Source organism: Halomonas urmiana (assembly GCF_005780185.1).
Lineage (GTDB): Bacteria > Pseudomonadota > Gammaproteobacteria > Pseudomonadales > Halomonadaceae > Halomonas > Halomonas urmiana.
The window spans coordinates 62,720-80,510 of sequence record NZ_VBUI01000013.1 but is presented as its reverse complement, the minus strand read 5'-3'; the positions used below and the strand labels follow the sequence as shown (position 1 = coordinate 80,510).

Below are 17,791 nucleotides of genomic sequence, written 5' to 3'. Positions count from 1 at the left end.
TCAGGTCTCGACGGCGACGAGGCGCTTCTCCAGGCGCTGGCGATAGAGCCGCTCGCCGCCACGCTCGACCCATTCGTCGCCGAGCCAATTCCAGCCGCGCCGCACCAGGCCATCCGCCAGCACGGCGCTGGCCTCGACCCGGGCGCGGCTTACCCCCTGCTCCAGCAGCATCCGCTCGGCATGCACCAGCAGCGTCGAGCCGATGCCGCGCCGCCCCAGCGACGGCCAGACATAGAGGGTCTCGATCCGCCCCGCGGCCGGGTCCAGCTCGAGGAACCCCACGCAGCGCCCCTCGCAGTCGGCCACCAGGGTGGTGAAGAGCGCCTGGCGCGCCGACCAGGCACTGGCATCCCGCGGCAGGGCCATCGCCCAAGCCTCGCGCTCAGCCAGCGTGTAGTGGCCCGCCGCGCCCTGCATCACGGCGTGATGAAACACCTCGGCCTGGTCGGCGGCGTCGCGGGCGCGAGCCACCCGGTAGACGATGCGCGGGCCGCGGCGCGCTCCGGGGCGTGCCTCGACGGGTGGCTCGGCGCCGGCGGTAGGATGGTCGGCATGACGCATGTGTGAGCTTCCTGCGATGATGATCAGGCCAGCAGACTACCCAAGCCCTGCCCCGGGGCCAATCCCCGCGACGGAAAAGCGCAAGGATCCGCCATGACCGACCGCCCCGCCCCGCCCGACGCCTTCGACCTGACGCCCGTCGGCCTCATCGAGAGCGATTTCCCGGACAAGTTCGGCATTCCGCGCCAGCCGGGGCTGGCGAGTGCGGCCCGGGCGAGCCTGGTGCTGCTGCCGCCCTTCGATGATCCGCTGACGGTGAGGGGCCTCGACGCCTTCAGCCACCTCTGGCTGACCTTCGTCTTCCACCAGAGTCCCGAGCGCTGGGCGCCGCTGGTGCGCCCGCCGCGTCTGGGCGGCAATGCCAAGGTAGGGGTCTTCGCCAGCCGCAGCACCCACCGCCCCAACCGCCTGGGGCTCTCGCTGGTGGAGCTGGTCGACATCGATACCAAGCGCGGCGTGCGTCTGACCCTGCGCGGCGCCGACCTGGTCAGCGGCACCCCGGTGCTCGACCTCAAGCCCTATCTGCCCTGGGCGGAGTCACGCCCCGAGGCGCGCGCCGGCTTCGCCCCCGAGGCGCCGCCGACCCTGCCAGTCAGTCTCTCCCCGGCGGCCGAGGCGGTGCTCGAGCGCCGCGAGGACGGCGTCAGTCTGCGCGCACTGATTCGCCAGGTGCTCGCCCAGGATCCACGTCCGGCCTATCGTCGGGACGTCGAGGAGCGTGTTTACGGGGTGCGCCTGCGCGACGTGGACGTACGCTTCCAGGCGCATCCCGACGCCACGGGCGGGACGCGCCTGGAGGTCGTCGAGATCGTGGCGGCCTGAGGCCCGCCAACGACGAAGGCCCCGGGAGGGCCCTTCGTCATGATGCGCTTCGTTACAGCGGCCGGACTTAGCCGAAGTCGATGCCGATCCGCCGACCAACCTCCTCGTAGGACTCGATCACGTTGCCGAGCCCCTGGCGGAAGCGATCCTTGTCGAGCTTCTCGCGGGTCGCCGCGTCCCACAGGCGGCAGCCGTCCGGGGAGAACTCGTCGCCCAGCACGATCTTGCCGTGGAAGAGCCCGAACTCGAGCTTGTAGTCGACCAGCAGCATGCCGCCATCGGCGAACAGTGCCTTGAGCACCTCGTTGACGCGGAAGGTCAGCGCCTTCATCTCGGCCAGCTGCTCGGGGGTCGCCCAGCCGAAGGTCTCGGCCAGCGACTCGTTGATCATCGGGTCGTGAAGCTCGTCGTTCTTGAGGAACAGCTGGAAGGTCGGCGGAGTGAGGGTCTGCCCCTCCTCGACGCCGAGGGTCTTGACCAGGCTGCCGGCGGCGATGTTGCGCACCACACACTCCACCGGGATCATCTCGAGGTTCTTGACCACGCACTCGTCAGCGGAGAGCTCGCTCTCGAAGTGGGTGGGGATGCCCGCTTCCTGCAGCTTGCCCATGATGAAGGCGTTGAAGCGATTGTTGACCTGACCCTTGCGCTCGAGCGCCTCCACGCGACGGCCGTCGAAGGCACTGGTGTCGTTGCGGAAGTGCAGGATCAGGCGGTCCGGGTCATCGGTGGCATAGACCGACTTGGCCTTGCCGGCGAAGAGTTCTTGGCGCTTTTCCATGGGAGCCTCCAGGGGCGAGGATACGGGTAAGGATGGTCGGTCAGCCGAGGGTCTGCCACGCCAGGCCATCGTCCTGGGCGGCGATCCTCAGCCGGGAGTCGTCACCGTCGAGCAGGGGCACCAGGGCCTCCAGGGCCAGCTCGGGGCGGTTGTTGTGTTCGGAGAGGTGCGAGCAGACGATGCGTTGCAGGCGGTCGAGCCCCAGCCGCTGCAGCAGCCAGGCCGCCTGGACATTGGCCAGGTGGCCCCAGTCGCCGCCCACGCGACGCTTCAGGCTCGCCGGGTAGGGCCCCTCGGCGAGCATCCGGCGATCGTGGTTGCACTCCAGCACCAGGCCATCACAGCCGGCGAAGGCCTCGACCACATGCGCACTGGGATGCCCCAGGTCGGTGAGCAGGCCGAGCCGACGACTGCTGCCGGCGATGCAAAACTGTACCGGCTCGCGGGCATCGTGTGGCACGGTGATCGGGTCGATCATCAGCCCCTTGACGGCGAACCTGGCCTGGGGGGTGATCCAGTGGCGATGGGGCAGCTCGCCGAGGCGCCCCGACAGCCAGGTGCCCGGCGTCAGGTAGACCGGCACCCGGTGCCGGCGCGCCAGGGGGCCGACGCCGCGGATATGATCGCCATGCTCGTGGGTCACCAGCACGGCGTCGAGCTGGCGGGGGTGCAGCCCCAGCCGGGCCAGGCGGCGCTCGGTTTCCTTCAGGCCGAAGCCGCAATCGACCAGCAGGTGCGTCTCGCCGTCGCTGACCAGGGTGGCGTTGCCCTTGCTGCCGCTGCCCAGGGAGGCGAAGGTCAGGCCGCCCGACGCCGCGTCGCCCATCAGCGCAGCAGGCCCGCCACCCGCTCGAGCAGCTCGCGCTGATCCTCCTCGGACAGCGCGCCGGCCTCGCCGACACCTACCGCGCGCAGCACGGTCTGCTCGGGGCCACGCGCCTCGAGGGTCAGCCGCACCGGCTGTGGCTTGGCGCCGAGCTCGAGCGACGCCAGCGAGCTCAGCAGGCCCTGCTCACGCCCTTCGCGGGTCAGGTAGTCGACCAGGAAGCTGTGCGCACTCGGATCGCGCTCGCGCAGCTCGCGGCGGCCCTCGACGGCGAAGTCGATCTCCAGCTGATGGCTGAACTCGGCCCACAGGCGATCGATGTCGTAGGGCAGGATCACCTGCCAGTCGTCGCCGCGCTGCTCGAACCGGGCGCGGTCCTGCACCTCGGGGCGCTGGGCGGTCAGCGACGCCGCGCTGGCCGAGGCGCTGAGCGACTCGAAGTGGCGCTCCAACGCCCGGAGGCAGCCCACGTCGACGGCGCCGCCGCGCTCGCAGTGCAGCTCGCTGTCGCCGCGGCGCAGCCCCTGGCGGACGCTCAGCCGGGCCTGCTCGGTTTCCAGCACGCCGCGGCTCGGATCCCGAGCGATGACCTGGAGCCCACGCCCCTGCGCGAAGCGCTCGAGCTCCGGCCATACCGAGGCCGGCTCGGCGCCCACCACCAGCCAGGCGTCGCTGCCGATCTCGCGGCGCTCGACGTCGCCGCGCTCTCGGGCACGCCCCGGCGACAGGGCCTGGGGCAGCGGCGCTTCCACCACGCCGTCCGCGGCAGGACGCGCGCCGCTCACCTCGGGTACCGGCATGGCGTCCCGGTAGCGCGCCGGGTTGCGGGCCTCCGGCAGCACCAGGGGCGCCGCCTCCTCGGCCTCGGCGTAGTCGAGGTTGCGATCGTGATAGTAGCCATCACGGGCGCAACCGACCGTGGCCAGCGCGACCGTCGCCACCAGCATCCCTTTCAGCGCAGAGTTCATGCGTCCACCTTGCCTCGTATTGTGCGGAGTGCGATGCCGGGCACCGCTCAATCGTCGATCATCCCCGCCAGCTGCAGGGCCTCGCTGACGGTGGAGTGGTACTTCTCGGAGAGCCAGGTCAGCGGCAGGCGGATGCCCGGCTCGATGTAGCCCATGCGATATAGCGCCCACTTGACCGGAATCGGGTTGGACTCGACGCCCAGGCTGGTGTGCAGCGGCAGCAGGCGGGTGTTGAGCTGGTGGGCCTTGTCGGCATCGCCGGTCACGGCGGCGCTGCACAGCTCGTGCATGGCCCGCGGCGCGACGTTGGCGGTCACCGAGATGTCGCCGTGGCCGCCCATCAACATGAAGTCGCAGGCGGTGGCATCGTCGCCGGAATAGAGCATGAAGTCGCTGCCCTTGAGGCGCGCGATCAGGTCCTCGGCACGCTCCAGGTTGCCGGTGGCATCCTTGAGGCCGATGATCCCGTCGACCTCGGCGAGGCGCATCACGGTCTCGTTGTAGATGTCGGAGCAGGTGCGACCCGGCACATTGTAGAGGATCACCGGCAGGTCGCTGGCTTCGGCGATGGCCTTGAAGTGCTGGAACAGGCCTTCCTGGGTCGGCTTGTTGTAGTAGGGCGCCACCGTCAGGCAGTAGTCGGCACCGACCTCCTTGGCGTAGCGGGTCAGCTCGACCGCCTCGGTGGTGTTGTTGGAGCCGGTACCGGCGATCACCGGAATGCGTCCGTTGACCTCTTCCACCACGGTGCGGATGACGTCGAAGTGCTCGGCGAAGGACATGGTCGTCGGCTCGCCGGTGGTGCCGGCCGCCACGATCGCATCGGTGCCGTTGTCGAGATGAAAGTGCACCAGGCGGCGCAGGGCCTCCCAGTCGATATCGCCGTTGACCTTCATCGGCGTCGCCAGCGCGACGATACTTCCAGTGATCATCCTCTCGATTCCTCTCGATTCACCTGCATATACGGCCTGCCGGCCCCCGGGAAGCGCCGGGACCTGCCCCGGGGCCAGGGGCCAAATGGTACTCAGGCCTCGAGAGCCTGTACAGCCGCGACTTTACAGTTCGCCGCGCCTTGCGTGTAATCGACGCTCATGGGTCCGACCCACCCCGTGCGACCGGCGGTTTGTCTCCGTTCCACGCCACCCTCACAAGGAGCCGTTTCATGAGCGTCAGCCTCGGCGAACCCGTCCCCGATTTCAACGCCACCGCCACCGGCGATACCCCCGCCACCCTCTCCGACCTGCGGGGCCGCCAGGTGGTGATCTACTTCTATCCCAAGGCCAGCACCCCGGGCTGCACCACCGAGGGCGGCGACTTCCGCGATCGCAAGGCGGCGTTCGAGGCCGCCAACACCGTGATCCTGGGCGTCTCCCGGGACGGCATCCGCGCCCAGGAGAACTTCAAGGCCAAGCAGGGGTTCAACTTCGCGCTGATCTCCGACAAGGACGAGGCCGTCTGCCGGCTGTTCGACGTCATCAAGCTGAAGAAGCTCTACGGCAAGGAGCACCTGGGCATCGAGCGCAGCACCTTCCTGATCGATGCCGACGGTCGGCTCGCCCGCGAGTGGCGCGGCGTCAAGGTCAAGGGCCATGCCCAGGAGGTGCTCGAGGCAGCCCAGGCGCTGCATGCTGGGCAGTGACGGCCGCGCCGCCGCCCCGCGGCGGCGGCACTCAGGGCCCGGCGGCCTGCTCTTCCCGGGAGACTTCCTGGCGGCGCTGCTTGAGGCCCCTGGGCCAGGCATAGACCAGCGCCTTGAGCAGGGTCGCCAGGGGAATGGCGAAGAAGATGCCCCAGAAGCCCCAGACCCCGCCGAAGAACAGCACCGCCAGGATGATCGATACCGGGTGCAGGTTGACCGCCTCGGAGAACAGCACCGGCACCAGCACGTTGCCGTCCAGCGCCTGGATCACGCCGTAGGCCACGATCACGTAGAGGAACTGGTCACCCAGGCCGAAGTGGAAGCCGGCCACGGCCGCCACCGGCAGCGTGGCCACGGCGGCACCGATGTAGGGCACCAGCACCGAGAGACCCACCAGCACCGCCAGCAGCGCCGAGTAGGGCAGCCCGAAGAAGGCGAAGGTGAAGAAGGCCACACTGCCAACGATGATGATCTCGGTGAACTTGCCGCGCACGTAGTTGGCGATCTGGTCGTCCATCTCCTGCCAGACCCGCGTCATCAGCCCGCGATTCCTTGGCAACAGCGAGACGATGAACCCCACCAGCCGATCACGATCCTTGAGCATGAAGAAGACCAGGATCGGCACCAGCACCAGGTAGACGATCAGCCCCACCAGGTTGCCCAGAGAGGCCAGCGAGAGGGTCAGGGCCCGCTGGCCGAGCTGGGTCACCTCGCGGCCGGCCATGCCGATCCAGGTCTGGATCTGGTCCGGGGTGACCAGCTGCGGGTAGCGCACCTGGAGGTCGTCGAGCAGCTGCTGGACGCTGGCGAACATGCGCGGCGTTTCCTGGACCAGGTTGATCAGCTGGTTCCAGATCAGCGGCATCAGGATGAGCGCCATTGCCAGCAGCACGCCGATGAAGGCCAGGAAGACCAGCATCACCGCCAGGAAGTGCGGCACGCGCCGCCGGGTCAGTCCGTTCACCGCCCCCTGCAGCAGGAAGGCGATGACCAGCGCGGTGAGGAAGGGCGCCAGCATCTTGCCCAGCCAGATCACCACGGCGAAGCCGAGCACCAGCACCACCAGCAGGATCACCGCCTCCTCGTCGGAGAAGTAGTGCTCGATCCAGCCACGGAATACCGACCTCAGGGTCATGTAGCATGCTCCCCGCCCTTGCGAATCCAGTAATGATAGACATCGCCCCGCTCCTCGCGGGCCGGCATCTCATGGTCGCTCTGGGCGATGAAGGTCTCGAAGTCGTGCCAGGAGCCCGCGTCCGTGGCCTGTATCTCGAGCAGCTGACCGGGCGCGAGGCGTGACAGGGCCTGCTTGGCCTTGAGCAGCGGCAGCGGACAGGGAAGACCGCGGGCATCGAGCAGGTCGTCGGGTTGCAGCGCCATGTTGTCTCCCGGGAGAATGCAGTGAGTCGTGCAGGCCGACGGACCCACACGCAAGTTCCTGCGATTTAAAGGCACTTTGCGTACCGAATCAATGTCAGAGCGGAATGCCCGCCCCTGCTTTCGCCCCGTGACGAGGATGGCCATGTTGCGTCGAACCGGAACCTGCCTCACCGCCAGCGCCCTTTGCCTGTCGCTCGCCCTGCCGACTCAGGTGCAGTCCGCGGGCCGCTTCGAGGCGCCCGACCTGAGCGACCGCGGCGGCACCCCGATCGCGAGCGGCGACTATGGCCTGCCGAGCCTCACCCATGGCGGTAGCCAGGCCATCAGCGGCGAGGAGCTGCGCCTGGGACGCGCCTGGCTGCGCCAGTTCCGCGCCCGCGCCCCCGCGTGGCAGGACGCCATCGCCCAGGACTACGTGGAGTCGCTGGTCGCCCGCCTGCTGCCCCACAGCGGCCTCACCCAGGCGCGTACCGTCGTCACCCTGGTGGAGAGCCGCCTGCTCAACGCCTTCGCGGTGCCGGGCGGAGTGATCGGCGTCAACGCCGGGCTGTTCGCCTTCGCCGAGCGAGAGGCAGAGTTCGCCTCGGTGGTCGCCCATGAGCTCGGCCACCTCGCCCAGCGCCACTACGCCCGCGGCCGGGAACGCGCCGAGCAGACCCAGATCCCGACCATGGCGGCCATGCTGGCCGGCATGCTGATCGCCGCCGGAGGCGGCGGCGATGCCGGCATCGCCGCCGCCATGGGCACCCAGGCAGCCTTCATACAGGACCAGCTGCGCTACTCGCGGCGCTTCGAGCAGGAGGCCGACCGCGTCGGCCTGCAGGCGATGGCCGGTGCCGGCTACGACCCGGCCGCCATGGTCGAGATGTTCCGCGCCCTGCAGCGCATGGTCAGCCTGCAGGGCGGCAACCCACCGGAGTTCCTGCTCTCTCACCCGATGACCGAATCGCGCATCAGCGACACCCAGGCCCGTGCCAACCAGACGCCCGTGGCGACGCCGCGTGGCGAGGCGCTCGAGTACGCGCTGGTCAGGGCCCGCGCCCTGCTGGCGATCCACGAGCGCGATCCCCAGCAGGCCGCCACCCGGCTGGCCCAGGACCAGGCCCCCGCGGCGGCACGCCGCTACCTGGCGGCGCTGCTCGACGCCCGCGCGGGCCGCCCCGACCGGGCCCTGAGCGAGCTCGACGCCCTGGCCCGCGCGCACCCGGACCTCACGATGCTACCGGCCACCGCGGCCCAGGTGGCCTTCTCCGCCGGACGCACCGACGACGCCATCGGCCGCAGCCGGGCTCAGCTGCGACTGATGCCGGACTACGCGCCGACCCACCGACTGCTCGGAGAGGCGCTGCTGCAGCGTGATCCCGACGAGGCCTACCGGGTGCTGCGCGAGCTGGCCGAGCGCCGACCCGAGGACCCGCAGGTATTCACCCTGCTCGCCGAGGCCGCCGGGCGCAGCGGCCGGGAGGCCTGGGGCCACCTGGCCCGCGCCGAGCAGCTGCAGCTCACCGGACGCATCGACCGGGCCATTCGCCAGCTCGAGGTGGCCAAGGACGTCGCCGAGCGCCGGGGCGAGCCCGCCGCGGCGAGCGCGATCGAGCGTCGCCGGGAGGACTTCATCGGCTACCGGGAGACGCTGGAGGAGTTCCGATAGCGCCGAGCGCCGAGCGCCGAGCGCCGAGCGCCGAGCGCCGAGCGCCGAGCGCCGAGCGCCGAGCAGAATGCTGGCTGTTCAAGATCCGATGTCAAGAAGAACCCCCACTGGCTTCGATACCCGTGGGGTTTCCTCGCTTTCAGCCTAGGCAGCTGCCCCCCGTCTCTGAACGGCTCGGCGCTTTCAGCTGGGCGCTTGGAAGTTGAGCATCCGCTCCAGGGGCTTGAGGGCGGCCAGGCGCAGGGCGTCATCGACGAACACCTCCCCCGTTCCCTGGCGCAGCGCGCCGGCCAGGTTGTCCAGGGCGTTCATCGCCATCCACGGACAGTGGGCGCAGCTCTTGCAGGTGGCGCCGTTGCCGGCGGTGGGCGCCTCGAACAGCGTCTTCTCCGGCACCGCCTGCTGCATCTTGAAGAAGATGCCGCGATCGGTGGCGACGATAAGCCGCTCGTTGGGCAGCTCCTTCGCCGCGGTGATCAGCTGGGAGGTAGACCCCGCCACGTCGGCAAGCTCCACCACCGAGGCCGGCGATTCCGGGTGCACCAGCACGGCGGCATCGGGATAGAGCGACTTGAGATCCTCGACGCCCTGGGCCTTGAACTCCTCGTGGACGATGCAGGCACCGTCCCAGAGCAACATGTCGGCGCCGGTCTGCTTCTGGATGTAGCCGCCGAGGTGCTTGTCCGGGGCCCAGAGGATCTTCTCGCCCCGCGCCTGGAGGTGCTCGATCACGTCCACGGCGATGGAGGAGGTCACCACCCAGTCGGCGCGCGCCTTCACCGCCGCGGAGGTGTTGGCATAGACCACCACGGTGCGGTCGGGATGGGCATCGCAGAAGGCGCTGAACTCGTCGGCCGGGCAGCCCAGGTCCAGCGAGCAGGTCGCCTCCAGGGTCGGCATCAGCACCCGCTTTTCCGGGGAGAGGATCTTGGCCGTCTCGCCCATGAAGCGCACGCCGGCCACCACCAGGGTATCGGCCTCGTGGCGGGCGCCGAAGCGCGCCATCTCCAGGGAATCGGCGACGCAGCCGCCGGTCTCTTCGGCCAGCTGCTGGATGGCATCGTCGGTATAGTAGTGCGCCACCAGCACGGCGTTGTTGGCCTCGAGGAGCGCCTTGATCTCGTCGATGCGCGCCTCATCCTCGGCGGGAATGCGGGTGGGGCAATAGGTGCGTGCCAGCTGCTCGCGCAGATCGGCACGGGAAGTCATGATCGTCATCGTGTCTACCACTGTGACCGGCAGGGGCTCCCCCTGCAATGCACCAGGTGTCGCCGCTCGTGCACTCCGCACGGGGGCCACACGCCAGAGGGTCAACCGCTGCGTCTGTCGCGATGGCCGACCCAACGCCATTCTAGACCAGAATGACTGCCTATTGTTCGATTCCGGCGAGAAGAAAGTGTCGCAGCGCGAACGTCCCCGGCCGGACTCGACCCGCGTTGGGCGTCCCCAACGCAGAACGCCCCCGCTTCCAGGGGAAGCGGGGGCGTCGAATCTGGTGGGTCGTGTAGGATTCGAACCTACGACCAATTGGTTAAAAGCCAACTGCTCTACCAACTGAGCTAACGACCCATGACGCATGGCGGCTCAGTCGCCATGCTCTCAGGTTCGGATGGTGGGTCGTGTAGGATTCGAACCTACGACCAATTGGTTAAAAGCCAACTGCTCTACCAACTGAGCTAACGACCCTTCCGAACGGGTGCAGATATTACTGATCCGCCCCCGCGATGGCAAGCGATTTTTGCCTTTGGTCGAAGAGAACGGCGCGGATCAGCGCTGACGCTGGCTCTTCGGCTTGCGCATGGCCTGCACCGGCCGGCGCTTGTGCTTGTCGCGGCTCCAGCGATTCTTCTCGTCCGGGGTCAGCTCCGGCACCTTGCGCGCCGCCAGGCCGGCCGTCATGGCCAAATCATCGATCTCGTCCTGGGAGAGTTCCACCCACTCCCCGGCCTTGGTGCGCTTGTCGAGGAAGATGTTGCCGTAGCGCACCCGCTTGAGGCGGCTGACGGTCAGGCCCTGGGACTCCCACAGCCGGCGCACCTCGCGGTTGCGCCCTTCCATGATCACGACGTGGAACCAGGTGTTGATGCCCTCGCCGCCGAACTCCTGCACGTCGGTGAAGTTCGCCGGGCCATCGTCGAGCATCACCCCCTCGACCATCGCCTTGACCTGCGCCTGGGTGACCTCGCCCATGACGCGCACGGCGTACTCGCGCTCCACCTGGGTGGAGGGGTGCATCAGCTTGTTGGCCAGCTCGCCGTCGGTGGTGAACAGCAGCAGGCCGCTGGTGTTGATGTCCAGGCGGCCGATGGCGATCCAGCGCTCGCCCTTGAGGCGCGGCAGGCGATCGAAGACGGTGCGGCGCCCCTCGGGGTCCTTGCGGGTGCAGAGTTCACCCTCGGGCTTGTTGTACATGATCACCCGACGCGGCACGTCCTCGGCGGCGCGCAGGGTCACCGGGCGGTCGTCGAGGGCCACCCGGTCGCGCGCCTCGATGCGGTCGCCCAGGGTCGCCACCTTGCCGTTGACCTTGACCCGGCCGTCGGCGATGGCCGTTTCCATTTCGCGGCGCGAACCCAGCCCGGCACGGGCCAGGACCTTCTGCAGTTTCTCGGTGGTAGTGCTCATCGGTCATCGTTCTCACTGGATGTGGATTCCGTCCCCGCGGCAGCGTCATCGTCGACGCGGCCCCGGGCACGTTCGGACAGGCGAGCCTCCAGATCGGCGAAGCTCAGCCCTGTCCGCTCGGACGCCGTCCCGGCGTGGTCGTCGTCGGCCCTCCCGGCCGTCGTCTCGGTCATCTCCGAGACCGCCTCGGCGGTCTCGGCATCGACCTCACCGCCCTCCTCGGGCGGCGCTGTCTTGTCGTCTGACCCGTCGTCGGTGTCGTCCGCCGGCGCATCCGCCTGGGCTAGCAGGTCGTGCTGGGGCGGCGGTGCCTCCTCCTCGAGGGTCGGCTCCTCGAACTGCTTGAGCTCGTGCATCGGCGGCAACTCGTCGAGAGTCTTGAGTCCGAAGTCATCGAGGAAACTGCGCGTGGTGGCATAGACCGCCGGGCGACCCGGCACGTCGCGGTGGCCCACCACGCGCACCCAGCCACGGTCGAGCAGGGTGCGCATGATCGAGCCGCTCACCGAAACCCCGCGCACCTCCTCGATGTCGCCGCGGGTCACCGGCTGGCGGTAGGCGACCAGCGCCAGGGTCTCGAGCAGCGCCCGAGAGTAGCGTTGGGGGCGCTCGTCCCACAGCCGCGACACCCAGGGCGAGAGCCGCGGGCGGATGCGCAGCTGATAGCCCGAGGCGGTCTCGAGCAACTCCAGGGCACCCCGCTCGTGGCGCAGGCCCAGCCGCTCGAGGGCCTCGCGCAGCGCGCGACGCGGCGGCTGCTCGTGCTCGTCGAAGAGTCCCTCCAGGCGATCCAGTCCCAATGGCTCGCCGGCCGCCAGCAGCGTGGCCTCGAGGATATCGTCCAGAGCATTGGGGGATTCCATGGCGGTCATGCCGGTTTGCTCCCGTCTTGGTGATCATCGAGGCGCGCGTCGTCGAAGGGGCGCTCGTCACCCGCCTCGTCCTCCAGGGCCTCCTCGAAGGCCGCCTCCTCGTCCAGCCGGGCCCGCACGTGGATCGGTGAGAGCGGGGCATTCTGGACGATCTCGATCATCGCCTCCTTGGCGAGCTCGAGGATCGCCATGAAGGTCACGACCACCCCGGCGCGCCCCTCCTCGAGGGTGAACAGCGCCTCGAAGGGGGTGTAGTGCTCCCGCGTCAGCTTCGCCATGATCGTCAGCATGCGCTCCCGGGTCGAGAGCCCCTCGCGGCTGATCTGGTGGGCCTGGTTGAGCTCGGCGCGGCGCAGGATGCCGGCCAACGCCCCGAGCAACTCGTCGAGCTCCACGTCCGGGTGGATCACCCGCGCCTCGAGGGCCGGCAGCGCGGCCCGCGCCGGGAACCAGTCGCGGCCCAGGCGCGGCAGCTCGGCCAGCGCCTCGGCGGCATGCTTGAGGCGCTCGTACTCCTGCAGGCGGCGGATCAGCTCGGCGCGCGGGTCCTCCTCGTCGTCCTCGTCGCCCTCCTTGGGCGGACGCGGCAGCAGGGTGCGGGACTTGATCTCGGCGAGCATCGCCGCCATCAGCAGGTACTCCCCGGCCAGCTCGATCTCCATGGCCTTCATCAGCTCCACGTACTCGATGTACTGGTGGGTGATGGCGGCGACGTCGATGGCGAGGATATCCAGGTTCTGACGGCGAATCAGGTAGAGCAGCAGGTCCAGCGGCCCCTCGAAGGCCTCCAGGAAGACCCGCAAGGCCTCCGGCGGGATGTAGAGATCCTCGGGCAGCTCGGTGATCGGCTCGTCGAACAGGCGGCCCAGCACGTCGGCGTGGCCGGCCGCGGCATCGGTCTGTTCGGGGCTGGCGGTATCGGGGGTGGCGCTCACGCGGCGTGCCTCTCCGGGGACGCAGGAACAACGGGGCAGTCTAGCAAGATGCCTCTTGCGCAGACAGAGCCCCTCAGCCGATTGTCGCTTCGCCCATGCCATCGCTTTCGCAACAGACGCGATCACGACCGGATGCCTTGGCCGCATAGAGCGTCTTGTCGGCTCGCTCCATGGCGCTATCCGGCGAATCCTGCGCGCGCAACGCAACGGCCCCCAAGCTGATGGTCAAGCTGATGCTGGCATCCCCCGAGGCAACCTTCAGGGCCGCAATGCCGCGGCGGAAACGTTCGGCAACCCCCCGGGCCCCATCGAGTGAGGTATCGGGCAGCAGGATAGCGAACTCTTCGCCCCCCAATCGACCCAGGATATCAGGGGTGCGCAATTGCTCACGTCCTGCGATGACCAGCGCCTTGAGCACCTCGTCGCCGGCGGCATGGCCAAACGTATCGTTGATACGCTTGAAGTGGTCGGCATCGAACATCACCAGGCAGGCGGCGACACCATGCCGCTTGACGCGAGACAGCTCGGTATCGAGAGACTGCATGAAGTGGCGCCGATTTGGGGCACCCGTCAGCATGTCCACCGTCGCCAGCCGACGGAAGCGAGCCTCGCTCTTCTGGAGTTCGAGTTGCAGTCGCTTGCGCTCCGAGACGTCGGCAATGTAGCCGTGCCACAACACGCTGCCATCCGCCAGGCGCTCAGGCGCAGCACTCCCTTCCACCCAGAGCTCCTGCCCCCCGGGATGCAGGACGCGGTATTCGCAGTGCCAAGGGCTCAGCGTCTCGGCCGACATCTCGATCGCAGCCTTGACGTCCGGCTGGTCATCGGGATGAATCTTGCGAAAGGCCGCCTCATCGCTATGCGCCAGCTCCTCGGGGGGCACTCCATAGATCTCCAGGCTGCTGGTACTGGCATAGGGAAAGCAGCCCTTGCCATCCAGGGTGAGATGATATTGATAGATGAAACCTGGCAGCTGCTGGGCCAGCTTTTCCAGCCGCTGGCTGAGGCGAATGGAGTGGCTGATATCGAGAATCGCTCCTACCACCTTGACGGAATGCCCACCCTCATCGCAGATCAACCGCTTCTCGCTCTGCACCTGAAGATAGTGGCCCTCCCGATGGCGCAGGCGGTAATTGAGCTGGATCGGCCCTTCGCCCGCCAGCATGGCCTTCACCTTATCCATGACCAGAGGGGCATCGTCGGGATGGAGCATGGCATGCCAGGCGGGTCGACCCAGGAGCTCGCTGCGTGCGTAACCTGTCAGCCTCTCTACGCTGGAACTGATATAGATCGGGATCAGCTCAGGTGTCGGTTGGCACTCATAAATCACCACCGGGCTCGCCTGGAGCAGCTGATCCAGGGACTCGAAGGCGCCGCGACTCTTCCGCTCGGCCGCCTTGAGCAGCGTGATATCGCGCGCAATACCGGCCAGCTCGATAACGTTGCCGGCCGCATCTTCCACAGGCACCAGCATGATCTGCCAGTCACGTGTGCCGGCCGGCAGAGCGCGACGCTCCTCGTACTGGATGGGCTGCTTCAGCTGCACGCACTCGCTATAGCGCGCCTTGACGGACGCCGCCTGAGGCGCATCAAGCAACGTATCCGGCGTCTGGTCGCGTAGCACCTCGAGGGGGATACCGGTCTGCAACCGGTGAGCAGGATTGTTGTAGCGAAAAACGAAAGTGCCGTCCGGCTCGACCTTGACCAGGAAGATGGGGTCAGGGGCACTCTCCATGAAGCGGCGGTGCAGCATCAAGGTGCTGCTCAATCGCTGCTGCTCGGCCATTTCGTGCGTCACATCCCGCGCGACCCCGAACAGACGCAGCGGCTCAGCGTCTGCTTCTCGCATCAGCCAGGCGCGATCATGAATCCAGACCACTTCGCCATCGGGTCTCAGGATTCGATAGCGACGCTCCACGTGTCCCTGCTCCAGGAGGCGATCATGGGAGGCTGCAACGTCGTGATGATCATCCGGATGGACGATAGCCAACCAGAGCCGCGGGTCCTCCATGAATGCCTGAACCGGGCGTCCGAAAACGGAAGCTGCGGCAGGATTGAGGTATTCCAGCTGCAGATGGGGATAACCGACCGCCCAGATCACGTCATCCACTTTCTCCACCAGGTTTGCGAAAAAGTCGTCTGGCAGCATCTGCTCTACCCTCCGTTGCCGTGCGCCTGCCTGCTCCGTGATGCCACTTTAACAACCTTTACCATGCGGGTCCCCTTGACCATGGCGCAGGCGGTCGATTACCGCTGGCTATTCCACACTGTCCGCCTTGCGATAGCGCCCGGTGTAGTCGAACAGCTTCTCGCGCACCTGCCAGTGGCGCCCCACCTTGCGCCCCACCACGAAGTCCGGCGCGCGCAGCCGGCGCTGCTCGGCGATCACCTCCTCCGGTGTGGTCGGCGACCAGCGAGCACCCGGCGCGCGCAGGTGGTCACGCAGGAAGGTCGCGGCGAAGGCGCCGCGCTGGGCCGGGGTCTCCAGGGCGAACCACTCGCTCAGGGTCACGCCCTCCTCGTCGTGGTAGGTGACCTTGAGGCGCGGTAGCCCGCGGCCGTTGACGGTGGCCTCGAGCTGCATCCCGCCGACCCGGAGCACCCGGGCGTCGCGCAGCTTGAGCGCCTCGCGCAGCTTGTCGTCGGCGTCCACCAGCAGCGCCTGGCAGCCTTGGCAGCGCCGGGCGGCGATATCGTTTTCGGCGCCGCAGTCGGGGCAGGTCTTGAAGCGGAAGCGAAACGAACACTGCTCCATCGCCGGCGCTGCCGACCTTGAGGACGTGCCTTTCGCGCGGGGGCTGGCGCGATTTGCGCTTTTCGCGCGGGGTCGGGCGCGAGTAGAAGGCACCAGCCCCTGGCAGCGCCGCCCGAAGTGCTCGATGACCAGCTCACCGTCGCGCTTGCCCCAGAAGAGGTTGGGGTGGTCGCACTCGGGGCACGGCACCTGCACCGGCTCGCTGTCACCGTCCGGCTTGGGGCTGCCCACCTCCGGGGCATAGAGGTCCCAGGGATTGCCGGCGTAGTCGAGGATCAGGCAGTCGGCCTTGCCCGGCGAGAGGCGCAGGCCGCGCCCGACGATCTGCTGGTAGAGACTCACCGACTCGGTGGGGCGCAGGATGGCGATCAGGTCGACGTGGGGGGCGTCGAAGCCGGTGGTCAGCACCGCCACGTTGACCAGGTACTTGACCTCGCGGGCCTTGAAGGCGGCGATGAGGCGCTCGCGCTCGGCCGAGGGGGTCGCCCCGGTGATCAGCGCCGCCTCGCCGGCCGGCAGATAGCCCAGGATCTCCTCGGCGTGGGCCACGCTGGCCGCGAACAGCATCACGCCCTGGCGCTCACGGGCGCGCTCGATCACCTCGGCGATGATCCCCGGGGTCGCACGGTTCCCGGCGACGACCCGGTTGAGCTCCTCCTCGCGGAAGAGCCCGCTCGAGGCCGGTGCCAGCGCCGAGAAGTCGTAGCGCTCCACCGCGGCATCGATCCGCCGGGGCTCGGCCAGGTAGCCCTGGCGGACCATCAGGCGCAGCGGCTGCTCGAAGACGCAGTCGCGAAAGAAGCACGCCTCGTCGCCGCGCACCATGCCGTGGTGGTGGCGGTGGTAGATGAAGCCCTGGCCCAGCCGATAGGGCGTGGCGGTCAGCCCCAGCACCTTGAGGCGCGGGTTGGCATGCCGCAGGCGGTCGATCACCCGACGGTAGCTGGCCTCCTTCTCACTCGATACCCGGTGACACTCGTCGATCACCAGCAGGGTGAAGGCGCCATCGTCGAAGCGCTCCAGGTGCCTCACCACCGACTGCACCGAGCCAAACACCACCTGGCGGCCGCTCTCCTTGCGCCCCAGCCCGGCGCTGAAGATATCGGCCTCGAGGCCGTAGGCCTGGTACTTGGCGTGATTCTGCTCGACCAGCTCGCGCACGTGAGCCAGCACCAGCACCCGCCCCCGGGCCAGGCGCGCCAGCTCGGCGATCACCAGCGACTTGCCGCTGCCGGTGGGCAGCACCACTACCGCGGGGTCGTCGGCGGCTCGAAAGTACTCGACCACCCGGGTGACGGCCTGGTGCTGGTAGGGGCGCAGCTGGGGCACAGACGTCTCGGGCATGGACACCTCCTGTCGGCGAAGACGCCATCCTACCGGGCGGCGTCGGCCGCGTCAGGCGCGCCAGACGCTCCATAGACCGGCCCGGCCGGCAAGGAAAATATAGTGGAATTATTTTTCATTTTAACGGCGGGGCACGGCCGGCGATGAACGGGCCTTGACCTGACGGCCTTTCGCCATGATATCTAAAGGGACCAAGGGAAGAATCGATTGCCCATAGCCGAAACAGGAGAGGCGCAGATGAAAGTGAAGACCAGCCCGGAATGCCCCAAGTGCGGCCATCGCATGAAGCGATTCCCGCCCGGCCGCAAGGACGAGTACCACGTTCACTGCGCCGAGTGCGACTACGACTTCGGACGCTTCGACTACTTCCAGGCACAGTTCCGCCACGCCATCGAGGAGCTCGAGGAGCAGCTCCAGCGTCGCGACACCGCCGACGACGATCGCGGCTGATCGCCCTCGCCCCGCCGGCCGAGGCGAACGGACGCGCACCGGCGGCAGATCGATAGCGCACAGTGGCGCACTGATGACGCCCCGATAACACGCGCAGCGCCAGACAGGCCATCGCAGAAACGCCGACGCCCGGGCACATGGCCCGGGCGTCGGCGTTTCATCGACGGCGCGAGCGGCGCCGC

The 17,791-nt window shown here is 68.3% G+C and carries 17 protein-coding genes and 2 tRNA genes; 4 read left to right on the top strand and 15 right to left on the bottom strand.

Annotation, left to right across the window (positions count from 1 at the left end; genetic code table 11):
• Entirely contained in the window at positions 1-561 is a 561-nt protein-coding gene (locus FEI13_RS09800; RefSeq protein WP_138181354.1) for a GNAT family N-acetyltransferase, read from the bottom strand.
• A gap of 93 nt (positions 562-654) precedes the next feature.
• Here FEI13_RS09800 and tsaA point away from each other — a divergent pair, with 93 nt between their 5' ends.
• A complete protein-coding gene (gene tsaA / locus FEI13_RS09795) occupies positions 655-1,383 on the top strand; it encodes a tRNA (N6-threonylcarbamoyladenosine(37)-N6)-methyltransferase TrmO (RefSeq protein WP_138181353.1) in 729 nt (242 codons plus the stop codon).
• A 67-nt stretch (positions 1,384-1,450) separates the two neighbouring features.
• Here tsaA and purC read toward each other — a convergent pair whose 3' ends face one another.
• The 4 genes from purC to dapA are packed head-to-tail and all read right to left on the bottom strand — an operon-like array spanning position 1,451 to position 4,890.
• Complete coding sequence (purC, locus tag FEI13_RS09790) at positions 1,451-2,164, bottom strand: phosphoribosylaminoimidazolesuccinocarboxamide synthase (protein ID WP_138181352.1); 714 nt, start codon at positions 2,162-2,164, stop codon at positions 1,451-1,453.
• A gap of 40 nt (positions 2,165-2,204) precedes the next feature.
• Positions 2,205-2,990, bottom strand: coding sequence for an MBL fold metallo-hydrolase (locus FEI13_RS09785; RefSeq protein ID WP_138181351.1), 786 nt, complete (start codon positions 2,988-2,990; stop codon positions 2,205-2,207).
• Positions 2,990-3,958, bottom strand: coding sequence for a lipoprotein, NlpB (locus FEI13_RS09780; RefSeq protein WP_138181350.1), 969 nt, complete (start codon positions 3,956-3,958; stop codon positions 2,990-2,992). Before FEI13_RS09780 ends, FEI13_RS09785 begins: the two co-directional genes overlap by 1 nt.
• 47 nt (positions 3,959-4,005) lie before the next feature.
• Complete coding sequence (dapA, locus tag FEI13_RS09775; RefSeq protein WP_138181349.1) at positions 4,006-4,890, bottom strand: 4-hydroxy-tetrahydrodipicolinate synthase; 885 nt, start codon at positions 4,888-4,890, stop codon at positions 4,006-4,008.
• A gap of 230 nt (positions 4,891-5,120) precedes the next feature.
• On the opposite strand from dapA, the gene FEI13_RS09770 reads away from it, so the two are divergent.
• Positions 5,121-5,597 (top strand): peroxiredoxin, encoded by a 477-nt coding sequence (locus tag FEI13_RS09770; RefSeq protein ID WP_138181348.1) that lies wholly within the window; start codon positions 5,121-5,123, stop codon positions 5,595-5,597.
• Between the two features lie 31 nt (positions 5,598-5,628).
• Here the strand turns inward: FEI13_RS09770 and FEI13_RS09765 are convergent, their stop codons facing one another.
• On the bottom strand, positions 5,629-6,732 hold the full coding sequence (locus tag FEI13_RS09765) for an AI-2E family transporter (RefSeq protein WP_138181347.1): 1,104 nt from the start codon (positions 6,730-6,732) through the stop codon (positions 5,629-5,631).
• Entirely contained in the window at positions 6,729-6,977 is a 249-nt protein-coding gene (locus FEI13_RS09760) for a sulfurtransferase TusA family protein (protein WP_138181346.1), read from the bottom strand. Before FEI13_RS09760 ends, FEI13_RS09765 begins: the two co-directional genes overlap by 4 nt.
• A 142-nt stretch (positions 6,978-7,119) precedes the next feature.
• Here FEI13_RS09760 and FEI13_RS09755 point away from each other — a divergent pair, with 142 nt between their 5' ends.
• On the top strand, positions 7,120-8,628 hold the full coding sequence (locus FEI13_RS09755) for a M48 family metalloprotease (protein ID WP_138181345.1): 1,509 nt from the start codon (positions 7,120-7,122) through the stop codon (positions 8,626-8,628).
• Positions 8,629-8,811: 183 nt separating this feature from the next.
• Here the strand turns inward: FEI13_RS09755 and nadA are convergent, their stop codons facing one another.
• The 8 genes from nadA to FEI13_RS09715 form a co-directional block, all read right to left on the bottom strand.
• Positions 8,812-9,837: a quinolinate synthase NadA gene (nadA, locus tag FEI13_RS09750; RefSeq protein ID WP_158294537.1), complete on the bottom strand. Its 1,026-nt coding sequence runs from the start codon at positions 9,835-9,837 to the stop codon at positions 8,812-8,814.
• Between the two features lie 284 nt (positions 9,838-10,121).
• Positions 10,122-10,197: transfer RNA gene (locus FEI13_RS09745), tRNA-Lys, on the bottom strand.
• Positions 10,198-10,238: 41 nt separating this feature from the next.
• Positions 10,239-10,314, bottom strand: a tRNA-Lys gene (locus FEI13_RS09740).
• Positions 10,315-10,395: 81 nt separating this feature from the next.
• Positions 10,396-11,253, bottom strand: a complete 858-nt coding sequence (gene rluB, locus FEI13_RS09735; RefSeq protein WP_138181343.1) for a 23S rRNA pseudouridine(2605) synthase RluB — start codon at positions 11,251-11,253, stop codon at positions 10,396-10,398.
• Positions 11,250-12,125, bottom strand: a complete 876-nt coding sequence (gene scpB, locus FEI13_RS09730; protein WP_138181342.1) for an SMC-Scp complex subunit ScpB — start codon at positions 12,123-12,125, stop codon at positions 11,250-11,252. Before scpB ends, rluB begins: the two co-directional genes overlap by 4 nt.
• Positions 12,122-13,060 carry a segregation and condensation protein A gene (locus FEI13_RS09725; protein WP_420841586.1) on the bottom strand — a complete coding sequence of 313 codons (939 nt, stop codon included), beginning with the start codon at positions 13,058-13,060 and terminating at the stop codon, positions 12,122-12,124. Before FEI13_RS09725 ends, scpB begins: the two co-directional genes overlap by 4 nt.
• Before the next feature lie 73 nt (positions 13,061-13,133).
• Positions 13,134-15,209, bottom strand: coding sequence for a PAS domain-containing protein (locus FEI13_RS09720; protein ID WP_138181341.1), 2,076 nt, complete (start codon positions 15,207-15,209; stop codon positions 13,134-13,136).
• 108 nt (positions 15,210-15,317) lie between these two features.
• Positions 15,318-17,159, bottom strand: a complete 1,842-nt coding sequence (locus FEI13_RS09715) for a DEAD/DEAH box helicase (protein WP_138181340.1) — start codon at positions 17,157-17,159, stop codon at positions 15,318-15,320.
• 237 nt (positions 17,160-17,396) lie between these two features.
• Between FEI13_RS09715 and FEI13_RS09710 the strand changes: the two genes are divergently transcribed.
• Positions 17,397-17,609, top strand: coding sequence for a hypothetical protein (locus FEI13_RS09710; protein WP_138181339.1), 213 nt, complete (start codon positions 17,397-17,399; stop codon positions 17,607-17,609).
• Positions 17,610-17,791 lie beyond the last annotated feature (182 nt).